This is a genomic window from Mesorhizobium sp. M7A.F.Ca.US.005.03.1.1 (assembly GCF_003997975.1).
GTDB lineage: Bacteria > Pseudomonadota > Alphaproteobacteria > Rhizobiales > Rhizobiaceae > Mesorhizobium > Mesorhizobium ciceri.
On sequence record NZ_RZRO01000039.1, the window covers coordinates 1 to 12,058 of the forward strand.

Sequence of the window (12,058 nt, forward strand, 5' to 3'; positions counted from 1 at the left end):
CAAAACCCCGGGACGCCGACATCCACCCGATGAGCGGCTCTTTGATCCGAGATTGCTGCCAAGCGATGCGAGTGGCAAGAGCGAACCGTGGCTTGAGACCTTTGCGCCGGGATATCAGACCTTTGCGCTAGAATCGCCGACCGGTCTTGGCGTCGAACAGATGAGCACAGGCGCGGTCGATCTCGATGCGCATCTGCGCGCCTTGCTTCAGCGCAAGCCGCTCCCGGAATAGGCAGGAGATTTCCTCGCCGGCGCAGTCGACCCTGGCGAAGATTTCCGAACCCGTGGCTTCCAGAAGCACGATCGTGCCGGCAATACCCTGGGAAATCGTTGCTCGGATATGTTCGGGACGGATGCCGTAGATGAGTTCACCCACGGGAATTTTTGCCAGGTTGATGCCTTCCGGCAGCGGCAGGGTCAGCCCGCCGGTGCTGCGGAAAACGCCTTCCTCGACGCGGCCGGCAATGAAGTTCATGGCCGGCGAGCCAATGAAGCCGGCAACGAACAGATTGGCCGGACGGTCATAAAGGTCGAGCGGCGCACCGATCTGCTCGACAAGGCCGTCATGCAGCACGACGATCTTGTCGGCCATGGTCATGGCCTCGATCTGATCATGCGTGACGTAAATGGTGGTGGTGCCCAGCCGCTGGTGCAACGCCTTGATCTCGCCGCGCATCTGGACGCGCAATTTGGCGTCGAGATTGCTGAGCGGCTCGTCGAACAGGAAGACTTGCGGGTCGCGCACGATGGCGCGGCCCATGGCGACGCGCTGGCGCTGGCCGCCGGAGAGCTGGCGCGGATAGCGGTCGAGCAGCTTGTCGAGGCCCAGGATGCTGGCGGCCCTGCCGACGCGGCTTGCGGTGTCGGCCGGATCGGCTTTCTTGATCTTGAGGGCAAAGCCCATATTGTCGGCCACCGTCATGTGCGGATAGAGCGCGTAGTTCTGGAACACCATGGCGATGTTGCGGTCGCGCGCCCGCAGATTGTTGACGGTGCGATCGCCAATGGCGATCCTGCCGCCCGAGATCGTTTCAAGTCCGGCAATCATGCGCAGCAGCGTCGACTTCCCGCAGCCCGACGGGCCGACCAGGATGACGAACTCGCCGTCAGCGATATCGACGCTGACATCGTGGATAATCCTGGCCGTTCCGAAAGCCTTTTGCACGTTGTTGATTGTGACCGATGCCATTGGGTTTTCCTCGAAAAAGAGTGCGATGCCGTAGCGTGCCTTCAGCCGCCCTTGACGGCGCCCGCGGTCAGTCCGGCGACGATCTGCCTTTGTGCGAACATGGTCAGGACCAGTACCGGCAGTGTCACCACCAGGGCCGCGGCGGCGAGCGGCCCCCAGCTCACTTGCTCGTAGGAGAGCATGTTGTAGACGGCGACCGGCAGCGTGCGCGTCTCACGGCTGGCGAGCACCACGCCGAAGACGAAATTGTTCCATGAGAAGATGACGGACAGGATAAAAGCGACCACTATGCCCGGCTTGGCGATGGGCAAGGCGACCAGCCGGAACACCTGCCAGGAACTGGCGCCGTCGATGTTGGCGGCCTCTTCCAGTTCCATCGGGGTGGTCTCGAAATAGCCGATCATCACCCAGACGACGATCGGCACGGTCACCACCAGATGGATGATGATCTGCGGCCACAGCGTGCCGAGAATGCCGACCCATTGGAACAGCAGGAACAGCGGGATGAGATAGGAAAGCCCCGGCGTCATGCGGGCGATCATGATGACCACCGCCGATCGCTCGGCCTTGAGCCGCGCGATGCCATAGCCGGCCGGCACGCCGATCAGCAGCGCCAAAAGCGTCGCCGTGCCGGTCACCAGAACCGAATTCCAGAGATAGAGCAGGAAATTGTTCTCCTCGAACACTTTTGCATAGTTCGACCAGGCGAGATGTTCGGGGATCAGGATCGGCGGATAGGCGCCGTTGTCGATCTCGAATTTCAGCGACAGCGAGATCATCCAGAGGAAGAACAGGATCGCCGGCGAGACGAAGACCAGGGCCGCGAAGAACAGCCCGATCCGGTTGAGCAGTCGTGAAGTCATCTATTTGCCCTCCACGCCGATCCACTTCGAGCGCTGGCGCAACATCAGGAGGATGAAGGACAGGGCGACGATGACGATGAAGAACACCACGGCCATGGCCGAGCCATAGCCGATGTCGTAGTAGGAAAAGGCGGTGTTGTAGAGATAGATGTTGATGGTCTCCGAGGCCGTGCCCGGCCCGCCCTGGGTCATCGCGTAGATGATGTCGAAACTCTTCAGTGCGTCGATGGTGCGGATGATCACCGCGATCATCAGGAACGGCGCGATCATCGGCAAGGTGAGATAGCGGAATTGCTGCCAGGCATTGGCGCCGTCGATTTCGGCGCTTTCGAACGGCTCGCGCGGCACGGACGCCAGGCCGCCGAGCACGATCAGCATCACCAGCGGCGTCCACTGCCAGGTCTCGACCGCAACCAGCGACGGGATGACCGTGTTGGCGTTGAAGATCCATTCCTGCGCCGGAATGCCGACCAGCGACAGAAGATAGTTGAGGACGCCGAGCTGGGGGTGGAACATCATCGTCCAGACCAGCGCCACGGCGACCGGCGTTGCCATCATAGGCATCACGAAGACGCCGCGCAGCAGGCCACGCAGCGGAAACCTGGCGTCGAAGATCAGGGCGGCGATGGTGCCGAGCAACATCGGCGCGGCAACCGAAAGGAAGGTGTAGCTCAAAGTATGGAGAAGCGATTCCCAGAAGCGTTGGTCGTACGCCAGCCGCAGATAATTCTCCATCCCGGCAAAGCTTCGCGACTGGCCGAGCGTCCAGCGGTTGACGCTCATCCACAGCGTGAAAGCCCAGGGAAAGACGATCACGGCGCCGACGACGACGAGCGCCGGAACGACGAAAGGCCAGTAGTTGGGAGCCAGCCGGATCGTCTGGCTCCCTTCGATGGCTTGCGTCGTCACCCCGGTGCGTTCTGGGGTGGTGGCGGACATCAGCCTTGCTCGCTCCTGTCGAGGACCGGCTGGAATTGGTCGGTAGCCTTCTTCAACTCCTCGGCGGGATCAGCGCCGGCGATCAAATTGGTCAGCGCCACGCCGTAGATGTCGCGGAACTCTGTGACCGGGATGATGACCGGCAGCGATAGCCGGCTGACATTGCCGGAGCCGACCACCGCATCGAGCCAGCTTGCCGGCATGGTGACACCTTCGCGCACCTTTGGATCTTCGAGCACCGATTTGCGGAACGGTACGCCGGCGCCTGCCTGCAGCAGGCGCGCGCCCATGACCGGCGACACTGCCCACTGGCAGAACAGATAGGCGGCCTCCTTCTTCTCGCTGGTGGCCGTCACGCCGATACCGTCGCCGAAGGTGCCAGCCGCGTGCGCCTTGGGACCCTTGGGCATGACGCCATAGCCGACCTTGCCGACCACCCGCGATTTTTCCGGATTTTCCATCGGCGGGGCAAAGCCGACGCCATCGAACCACATGCCGATCTTGCCTTGCAGGAAGGCGGACTGCGCTTCGGCCCAGTTGAAGCCAGTGACGCCTGGAGGCGCGGATTTGGTCATCAGCCGCTGGTAGAGGCCGGCGGCCTCGATCGCCTCGGGCGACGTCGTGCGCAGCTTGCCCTGAGCGTCGAGTGGCGTCATGTCGTAGCCGAGCATGAGCGATGTCCACACCGGCGTGTTGGCGTTCTTGATGCCGCGGGCGACGAAACCGTAAGTATTGGTCGACGGGTCGGTCAGCGCCTCGGCCGCGGCCACCAGCTGCTCGAAGGTTTCGGGATATTTGAGGCCCTTGGCCTCGAACAACTCCTTGTTCCAGTAAACGATCCAGTAGTCGACCGAGAAGGGCAGCGAGCGCAGCACGCCCTGACCGTCCTTGGCGAACAGCATGCCGGCGTCGGCGAAATCGTTTTCGACCAGACCCGGATCGGTAAGGGTGGGGTCGGCGAGATAGCCTGATATGTCGGCAAGCCAGCCGCCTTTTTCGAACTGCCGCTTCTGCACATGGTAGCTCAGATGCACGACGTCGAAGCTCGGCTTGCCGGAGCTCAATTCGATCACCGTCTTCTGGCGCTGCTGCTGCTCAGGCGTTGCCTCGGCATTGACCTTGATCCCGGTCAACTCCTCGAACTCGGCGAGATATTTTATCAGGGTGTCGCTGCGCGGGCTTTTCACCAGATTGACGTCAAGCGTCGTGCCGGCAAAGCGCTTCCAGTCGACGGCCGCGGCAAAGCCTGGGCGAACACCCACAAGGCCGGCGGCGGCAAGTGCCGCGGTTCCCTGGAGGAGTTGCCTCCTGGTTGGGTTGAACAGATTGGACGACATTTCTTCCTCCCGGTTGCTGTCGTTGTCGAATGCGTCGCGACCGCGACGCGGCTCATGCTTCCTCAGATTTGCAGCGCCAGCCGGCGCGCCTTGTCGATGTGCAGGCTGATCGCCTCGACCGCCTTCTGCGGGTCGCGGCTTTCCATGGCTTCGATGACCGCAAGGTGCTCACGCATGACCGGCACGACGCGCCCGTCGATGCGGAAGCGCTCCTGATGGATCAGCCGGATCTTCACCGAGTTGACCAGATAGGCCTTGGCGATGATCTCGTTGCCCAGCGCATCGATGAAAGTGTCGTGCATCGCCCAGTCGATGCTCTGCGCCCTGGCTTCCATTTCCGGCGTCGGCGCCTGCGAAAGGGCTTGAGCCAGCATCTCCTCGTGTTCGCGCCGCAGGCGGGCAAGTTCGTCATCGGAAGCGCTGGCGGTGAACAGCGCCACCGCTTCGCGCTCCATGAACAGGCGGAACTGAAAAGCCTCGCGGATCAGGCTGATGTCGATATGGGCGATCTGCATGCCGCGCTGCGGGATCGTCGTCAGAAGCCCTTCGGCCTCGAGACGCGGCACGATTTCGCGAATGGCGCCGAGCGGCAGACCGGTGAAGGCGACCAGTTCGCGCTGCGATACGAACTGGCCCGGCAGCAGATCGCGGGCCAGCAAATGCCGCGTGAAGCTGGCATAGGCTTTTTCCCTAAGCGTGGTCGGCTCGCTGCCGTCTTCCATTTCAGCGCGTATCCCTTTGCTGGTCAGGCTGATTCCCTGGCAAACAGCCCATGATAGGCGTCAGCCAGCTGTTGTCGCCCCTGCGAACCGATCGGCTCCAGCGGCGGACGGACCGCCAGCCAGCGGTCGTCGCTGGTCTTGCGCGCCACCATGACCTTCACCGCCGGCGTTACCGGGTGTTTGAGCAATTCGAGCACGAAACGCTCGACGCGTGTGTCGTCGCGTCCGTCCTCGGCCATGGCCCGGATTTCGCTGGTAACGAAATTGGCCATGCCAGAGATTGCGCCTTGAGCGCCAATTCGCACGGCTCGTGCCAGATGCCGCTCGTCACCGATCAAGATCACCAGATCGCCATGGGCGCCGAGCAGCGCCTCGCTGTAATCCCAATCCCCGCCGGAATCCTTGACCCCCGCAAGGACATCCGGAAAAGCCGTACGCAATCGGCCGATCAGGTCAAGCGAGAGCTGCACCATGGTGACCGACGGGATGTTGTAGAGCAGAACGCCACGGGCGAGGGGACCGAGCACGGCAAAGACAGTGGAAAACCAGCCGAAAAGACCATCGTCGCCGACATTCTTGAAGTAGCTCGGCGGCGCCAGCAGAATGTTGCGGGCGCCGCGCTGCAAGGCATGCCGGGCCTGCTCAGCGGCGTCTTCGGCCGCATCGACCAGCACGCCGGCAACAAGCTGATGCGGCAGGATGCCGGCGGCCAGCATGGCTTCGGTCACCGACCGCCGCTCCCCGGTGCCAACCGATGCGCCTTCGCCGGTGGTGCCAAAAAGCGTAACACTGGTGCACCCCTCCGCCAGGCAACGCTTGGCCTGGGCGACCATGAGGGCGGTGGCGATCTGCCCGGAGGCGTCAAAAGGCGTGGCAAGGGCGGCCGAAAGGCCAAAGCGTGATGTCACCGGAAGTCTCCGAAAGAGGTTCGGAGGCAGTGATATCTCACTAACATGTCAGTTGTAAATCTGGTTGCTGCGTTTTTTCTGCCCCCGGATGACGTGGGCGAATCTTCTTGCTGGGAAGCGAACAGCGTCACACCGGAGGTGTCGGTCAGACAGAAGAATCCCCAAACACCAGCGAAACATGTCCTCCCGCATGGCGCTCGAGCCGGCCGGCGAGGTCGAGTTCCAGCAGCACCATGAACACTTGGGCCGGGTGCAGGCGGGTATGGCGGATGATCTCGTCGACCGGCACTGGCGTCGGGCCGAGCGCCTCGATGACGCGGGCGCGGTCGCTTTCGCCGGGCGGTGGTGCGGCCAAGAAGTCGGGCGGCTCTTCGAACGGCGGCACGTCGGGCGCTCGCATGCCGGTCAGCGGCGCGATTGCCCTGGAAATATCCGATGCCTCGGTGACCAGGGTGGCGCCCTCCTTGAGCAGGCCGTTGGCGCCGGCGGCGCGTGGATCGAGCGGTGAGCCCGGTACAGCGAAGACCAGTCGGCCCATTTCGCCGGCAAGCCTGGCGCTGATCAGGGACCCAGAGCGTTGCGCTGCCTCGACCACCACCAGCCCAAGGACCGCACCCGCGACAAGGCGGTTGCGGCGCGGAAAATCCTGAGCGCGCGGCTGCCAGCCGAACGGCATCTCCGAAATGATGGCGCCACGCTCGGCAATCTCTTCGCACAGGCCTGCATTTTCAGGCGGATAAGGCTGGTCGAGGCCGCCGGCCAGCACGCCGATCGTGCCGGTCGCAAGACTGCCCTGATGCGCCGCTGTGTCGATGCCGCGCGCCAGGCCGGAGACGATTGCGTAGCCGTCGCGGCCGAGGTCGGCTGCCAGCATGCGCGCCATCTTGATGCCGGCCAGCGACGCGTTGCGTGCCCCGACTATGGCGACACCCGGCAGCCGGAAAACAGCTGCGTTGCCCTTTACCGCCAGCAGGGGCGGCGGATGATCCATGTTGCGCAAGAGGGGTGGGTAGTCTGCTTCACCGATGCCGACAAAGCGGGCGCCGGCCTTTCCAGCTGTTTCCAGTTCGGCCTCGGCCTCGGCAACGGACGGGATGCGGGCGATCCGGATGGCGCCGCCCGAAATCATCAGTTCCGGCAGTATTTCAAGCGCCGCTTCGGCTGAGCCGAAGCGGTTGATCAGGTCGCGAAAGGAGGCAGGGCCGACATTCTGGGTGCGGATCAGTCGTAGCCAGCTCAGCCGCTGCCGGTCGCTGAGGCGCGGCCCGGCGGTCGGCTCGCTCATCCCTTGGCTCCGATCTTGCCCTCGGTGCCGGCAAGCAGGCGCGAAATGTTTTCCCGGTGCTTGATGAAAACGATGACGCTCATCACCACGAACAATCCGGCAATTTGCGGCGTGCTCAGGACATAGAGGGCGATCGGCACGATGACCGCCGCCGTCAGCGCCGCAAGCGAGGAATAACGGAAGAGGAATGCCATCACCAGCCAGACGACGGCGAAGATCAGCGCTACCTGCCAGGCAAGGCCGATCAGCACGCCGAGATAGGTGGCGACGCCCTTGCCGCCCTTGAAGCCCAGCCATACCGGGAAGAGATGACCGAGAAAGGCGCCGAGACCGGCCCAGATCGCCAGGTCAGGCGCGAAATAGCCAGCAATCAGCACGGCGGCCGTGCCCTTCAGCACGTCGAGCAACAGCGTCGCCGCGGCTAGGCCCTTGTTGCCGGTGCGCAGAACATTGGTGGCGCCGATGTTGCCCGAGCCGATCTGGCGCACATCGCCAAGGCCGGCCGCGCGGGTGAGCAGAAGCCCGAACGGAATCGAGCCCAGGAGATAGCCGAACACAAGCGATGGGATGAGGCTGTAAGTCATTGTTTCCCCCGCATTTCCCCCAGTTTGGCCGGATCAGGCGCGGTGCGCGGGTTGTCCGGCTCAGACGGAGAGCACTGTGCGGCCCGCAACCAGAGTTTGCAAGACCTTGCCTTGCAGGCGCGCACCTTCGAAACAGGTGTTTTTTGAGCGCGAACGAATGCCGCTTTCGCTGACGATCCAGGGTTCGTCGAGGTCGACAAGCGCAAGATCGGCGACAGCGCCGGGCTTCAGCGTGCCACCGGGCAGTCCGAACAGTTTTGCCGGGGCCGTGGACAGGGTCTCGATCAGCCTCAGCAACGGCACGTCGCCATTGTGGTAGAGCCGCAAGGCCGCGCCCAGCAGCGTCTCCAACCCGATGGCGCCGGCCGCCGCATCGGCGAAGGGCAGGCGCTTGGTGTCGACATCCTGCGGATCGTGCGAGGAGACGATGACGTCGATCGTACCGTCCCTGACCGCCTCGATCATCGCCAGCCGGTCTTCCTCGGCACGCAATGGCGGCGTCAGGCGAAAGAAGGTGCGGTATTCGCCGACATCGTTTTCATTGAGCGACAGATTGTGGATCGCCACGCCCGACGTCACCGTCGCCCCGTCGGCCTTGGCACGCGTTACAGCGTTTGCCGCCATCGCCGTCGAGATCTTCGCCGCATGGTACGAACCGCGCGTCAGCCGCGCCAGCGCAAGGTCGCGTTCCAGCGGGATGGATTCGGCCTCGCGCGGAATGCCGGAAAGGCCGAGCCAGCTGGCGTAGAGGCCTTCATTCATCACGCCGGATGAACCGAGGTCCGCATCCTGCGTCTCATGCACGATGGTGGCGCCGAAGTCGCGCGCATAGGTCAGCGCGCGGCGCATCACCAGCGCACTCGATATGGTGTGGCGGCCATCGGTGAAGGCGACCGCGCCGGCTTCGCGCAGCAGGCCGAACTCGGTCATCTCGCGCCCGTCGAGGCCCTTGGTGATCGCCGCTGCCGGAAAGACGTTGACGATAGCCGTGTCTTTCGCGGTGCGCAGCACGAACTCGACCAGCGCCACATTGTCGATCACTGGGTCGGTATCGGGCATCATGACGATGGAGGTGACGGCGCCAGCCGCCGCCGCGACACTCGCCGACGCAATGGTTTCGCGATGCTCGCCGCCCGGTTCGCCGATGAAGACGCGGCCATCGACCAGGCCTGGAATGATCGCCTTGCCGGCGCAGTCGATTATGGTGGCGCCCTCGGGCGCGCCCTGGTTGAGCGCTGCCTTGCCGGCGGCAACGATCTTGCGGCCATCGACGATGACGGCGCCGATCTCGTCGATGCCGCGCGAGGGGTCGACGATGCGGGCGCGCTCAAAGACCGTTATGCTCATGCGCCGCGGCCCTCTTGGTTGCGACGGGGATCGAGCAGCGCTTCCATGACCGCCATGCGCACAGCAACGCCCATTTCGACCTGTTCCTGGATGACGCTTTGCGGGCCGTCGGCGATTTCCGAAGCGATCTCGACGCCACGGTTCATCGGTCCGGGGTGCATCACCAACGCGTCGTCTTTGGCCGCCTTCAGTTTTTCCGCATCGAGGCCGAAATAGCGGAAATACTCGCGCACCGAAGGCACGAAGGCGCCTTCCATGCGCTCGCGCTGCAGGCGCAGCATCATCACCACATCGGCGTCCTTGAGGCCTTCGGCCATCGAACGGGTGACGATGACGCCCATCTTCTCGATGCCAGTGGGCAGCAGCGTCGACGGCGCAACGACGCGCACCTGCGCGCCGAGCGCGTTGAGCAGCATGATGTTGGAGCGCGCCACGCGCGAATGCAGGATGTCGCCGCAGATCGCCACGATCAGCTTCGACAGCGGGCCTTTGGCGCGGCGGATGGTCAGCGCGTCGAGCAGCGCCTGTGTCGGGTGCTCATGCGCGCCGTCGCCGGCATTGACGACGGAGCAGCCGACCTTCTGCGCGAGAAGCGCGGCCGCACCGGCCGACTGGTGGCGGATGATCAGTATGTCGGGCCGCATGGCATTCAGCGTCATCGCCGTGTCGATGAGCGTTTCGCCCTTCTTCACCGAAGAGCTTGCCACCGACATGTTCATGACATCGGCGCCAAGCCGCTTTCCGGCCAGTTCGAACGACGACTGCGTGCGCGTCGAGGCTTCATAGAACAGGTTGATCTGTGTGCGGCCGCGCAGCGTCGAGGTTTTCTTCTCGGACTGCCGCGAGATCGCGACCGCCCGGTCCGCCCTGTCGAGCAACAGCTCGATGTCGGCAGGGGAAAGGTCGCGGATGCCCAGAAGATGGCGATGAGGATAGGGGGACGAAGCGTCGGTCATCTCAAGGGGCTGCTATAGGGTGGAGACTTTGCGGCTGCAAGCGCCAGCTTTGCATTGGAGCCGTTCTCCTCATTTTTTTCGTGTAGACGGCCGATTGTATCGGCCGGTATTTTCATCGCGCGCGCTGCATGGCTTGGCTATATCTAGCCGACAGCCTCGGATTCGTGGCTTTCTGACGATAGAAGGATTGGGCGTGACCGACGACGTGACGAACCAGCCGCCGCCGCTGACGGGCGGCAACGCCTGGCGGGGCGATCCGTTGCTGATCCAGCTCGCGGAGCGTTTTTCCGATCCGGTGCGCCGGGAACTCGACGGTCTCGGCCGTTTCGTGCTGACGCAGGAGGCGCAGGAACTGGCGCGCCTCGCCAATGTCGAGACGCCGAAGCTGAGGACGCATGATCGCCAAGGACGGCGCATCGACGTGGTCGAGTTCCATCCCGCCTATCACGCCTTGATGCGCCGCTCCGTGGCCAATGGGCTGCATTCCTCGGTGTGGGAAAACGGCGACACCGAGATCGGCCGCCGCCATCAGGTCCGTGCCGCCCGGTTTTATCTGACGGCGGAGCTCGAGACCGGGCATCTGTGCCCCATCACCATGACCAACGCTTCGCTAGCGGCCTTGATGGCCAGCCCGAAACTGTTTCGTGAATGGGCGCCGCGCGTGACGACGCGCAAATATGACCAGAGCCAAAAGCCGCCGGTCGAGAAAACCGGGCTGACGCTCGGCATGGGCATGACCGAGAAACAGGGCGGCACCGATGTGCGCGCCAATGTGACGAGGGCGGAACGCGCCGGCAGCGGTTTTTATCGTCTGACCGGGCACAAATGGTTCATGTCGGCGCCGATGTCGGATGCCTTCCTGGTGCTGGCGCAGGCGCCGGAGGGGCTGTCGTGCTTCCTCGTACCGCGCGTTCTCGGTGACGGCTCGGGCAACGGCTTCCGCTTCCAGCGGCTGAAGGACAAGCTCGGCAACCGTTCCAACGCATCCTCCGAAGTCGAATTCGTCAATGCCATCGGCGAGATGGTCGGCGAACCCGGTGCCGGTGTGAAGACGATCATGGACATGGTGACGCTCACCCGGCTCGATTGTGCCATCGCCTCGTCGGCGATCATGCGCGCGGGCCTCGCCGAGGCCGTTCATCATGCCCGCCATCGTCAGGTGTTCGGTTCGACCCTGATCGAGCAGCCGTTGATGCAGCGCGTGCTGGCCGACATGGCACTCGATGTCGCCGCCGCCACCGCACTGTCGTTCCGGCTGGCGCGGTCCTTCGACGAGGCGGCCAGCGACCGCGGTGAAGCGGCGTTTGCCCGCGCCATGACGCCGGTCGTCAAATACTGGGTCTGCAAGATCGCGCCGCCTTTGCTCTATGAGGCGATGGAGTGCCTCGGCGGCAATGGCTATGTCGAGGAGGCGCCGCTCGCCCGCTATTATCGCGAGGCCCCGGTCAACGCGATCTGGGAGGGCTCGGGCAATGTCATGGCGCTCGACGTGCTGCGCGTGCTTGGCCGTGCGCCCGGCCTGTTCGAGGATGTGCTGGCCGGCATCGACCGCGATCTCGGCGCCGGCGGACGCGGCACGATCGGCGTGCTGAAGGCGGCGATGCAGGTCGCTACAACCGACGAAGGTTCGGCTCGGCTGCTCACCGAGCAGCTGGCTCTGTCGGCTGCGGCGGCAGAATTGCGCCGTCTGGGGGCAGGGCGGATCGCCGACGCTTTCGTCGAGACGCGATTGGCCGGCCAATGGCGCAACACCTATGGCATGATCGATTCGCGCCACGATGCACGCATGATCATCGACACGCTCTATCCGCCGGTGAACTGAGCCGCGAGCATCGCAAAAACCGGCGCCATCCACAGTTTTGAGGCGTTGGTCCGTATCCTCTCGCATATGGCTAATTTCCGTTAACCTTAACAAATGGTTTCCGTTG

Annotated in this window: 11 protein-coding genes; 1 reads left to right on the plus strand and 10 read right to left on the minus strand. The window is 63.8% G+C overall.

What is annotated here, in order from left to right:
• Window positions 1–127: 127 nt before the first annotated feature.
• The 10 genes from ugpC to EN990_RS17445 all read right to left on the minus strand — a co-directional run bounded on the left by ugpC (window position 128) and on the right by EN990_RS17445 (window position 10,130).
• Window positions 128–1,189, minus strand: coding sequence for a sn-glycerol-3-phosphate ABC transporter ATP-binding protein UgpC (ugpC, locus tag EN990_RS17400; RefSeq protein ID WP_127369499.1), 1,062 nt, complete (start codon window positions 1,187–1,189; stop codon window positions 128–130).
• A gap of 41 nt (window positions 1,190–1,230) precedes the next feature.
• A complete protein-coding gene (locus EN990_RS17405; protein WP_127385629.1) occupies window positions 1,231–2,052 on the minus strand; it encodes a carbohydrate ABC transporter permease in 822 nt (273 codons plus the stop codon).
• Window positions 2,053–2,991: a sugar ABC transporter permease gene (locus EN990_RS17410; protein ID WP_127370202.1), complete on the minus strand. Its 939-nt coding sequence runs from the start codon at window positions 2,989–2,991 to the stop codon at window positions 2,053–2,055.
• The gene (locus EN990_RS17415; protein ID WP_027161536.1) at window positions 2,991–4,328 is read right to left on the minus strand and encodes a sugar ABC transporter substrate-binding protein; all 1,338 of its coding nucleotides are present in this window, start codon (window positions 4,326–4,328) and stop codon (window positions 2,991–2,993) included. Before EN990_RS17415 ends, EN990_RS17410 begins: the two co-directional genes overlap by 1 nt.
• Window positions 4,329–4,390: 62 nt before the next feature.
• The gene (locus tag EN990_RS17420; RefSeq protein ID WP_064995846.1) at window positions 4,391–5,050 is read right to left on the minus strand and encodes a GntR family transcriptional regulator; all 660 of its coding nucleotides are present in this window, start codon (window positions 5,048–5,050) and stop codon (window positions 4,391–4,393) included.
• Window positions 5,051–5,073: 23 nt separating this feature from the next.
• Window positions 5,074–5,958, minus strand: a complete 885-nt coding sequence (locus EN990_RS17425) for a dihydrodipicolinate synthase family protein (protein WP_127370137.1) — start codon at window positions 5,956–5,958, stop codon at window positions 5,074–5,076.
• A gap of 145 nt (window positions 5,959–6,103) precedes the next feature.
• Window positions 6,104–7,243, minus strand: coding sequence for a DNA-processing protein DprA (dprA, locus tag EN990_RS17430; protein WP_127385888.1), 1,140 nt, complete (start codon window positions 7,241–7,243; stop codon window positions 6,104–6,106).
• Entirely contained in the window at window positions 7,240–7,827 is a 588-nt protein-coding gene (plsY, locus tag EN990_RS17435) for a glycerol-3-phosphate 1-O-acyltransferase PlsY (RefSeq protein WP_013531796.1), read from the minus strand. The genes dprA and plsY overlap by 4 nt, the downstream gene beginning before the upstream one ends.
• A gap of 60 nt (window positions 7,828–7,887) precedes the next feature.
• Window positions 7,888–9,174, minus strand: a complete 1,287-nt coding sequence (locus EN990_RS17440; RefSeq protein WP_127369566.1) for a dihydroorotase — start codon at window positions 9,172–9,174, stop codon at window positions 7,888–7,890.
• A complete protein-coding gene (locus EN990_RS17445) occupies window positions 9,171–10,130 on the minus strand; it encodes an aspartate carbamoyltransferase catalytic subunit (RefSeq protein WP_013531794.1) in 960 nt (319 codons plus the stop codon). Before EN990_RS17445 ends, EN990_RS17440 begins: the two co-directional genes overlap by 4 nt.
• Window positions 10,131–10,323: 193 nt before the next feature.
• Between EN990_RS17445 and EN990_RS17450 the strand changes: the two genes are divergently transcribed.
• Window positions 10,324–11,952, plus strand: coding sequence for a DNA alkylation response protein (locus EN990_RS17450; protein ID WP_127369565.1), 1,629 nt, complete (start codon window positions 10,324–10,326; stop codon window positions 11,950–11,952).
• Window positions 11,953–12,058: the final 106 nt, after the last annotated feature.

What these genes read in the sequence shown, in the direction of transcription:
- ugpC (WP_127369499.1), bottom strand. Translation starts at nt 1,189, where the DNA reads ATGGCATCGGTCACAATCAACAACGTGCAAAAGGCTTTCGGAACGGCC.
- EN990_RS17405 (WP_127385629.1), bottom strand. Translation starts at nt 2,052, where the DNA reads ATGACTTCACGACTGCTCAACCGGATCGGGCTGTTCTTCGCGGCCCTG.
- EN990_RS17410 (WP_127370202.1), bottom strand. Translation starts at nt 2,991, where the DNA reads ATGTCCGCCACCACCCCAGAACGCACCGGGGTGACGACGCAAGCCATC.
- EN990_RS17415 (WP_027161536.1), bottom strand. Translation starts at nt 4,328, where the DNA reads ATGTCGTCCAATCTGTTCAACCCAACCAGGAGGCAACTCCTCCAGGGA.
- EN990_RS17420 (WP_064995846.1), bottom strand. Translation starts at nt 5,050, where the DNA reads ATGGAAGACGGCAGCGAGCCGACCACGCTTAGGGAAAAAGCCTATGCC.
- dprA (WP_127385888.1), bottom strand. Translation starts at nt 7,243, where the DNA reads ATGAGCGAGCCGACCGCCGGGCCGCGCCTCAGCGACCGGCAGCGGCTG.
- plsY (WP_013531796.1), bottom strand. Translation starts at nt 7,827, where the DNA reads ATGACTTACAGCCTCATCCCATCGCTTGTGTTCGGCTATCTCCTGGGC.
- EN990_RS17440 (WP_127369566.1), bottom strand. Translation starts at nt 9,174, where the DNA reads ATGAGCATAACGGTCTTTGAGCGCGCCCGCATCGTCGACCCCTCGCGC.
- EN990_RS17445 (WP_013531794.1), bottom strand. Translation starts at nt 10,130, where the DNA reads ATGACCGACGCTTCGTCCCCCTATCCTCATCGCCATCTTCTGGGCATC.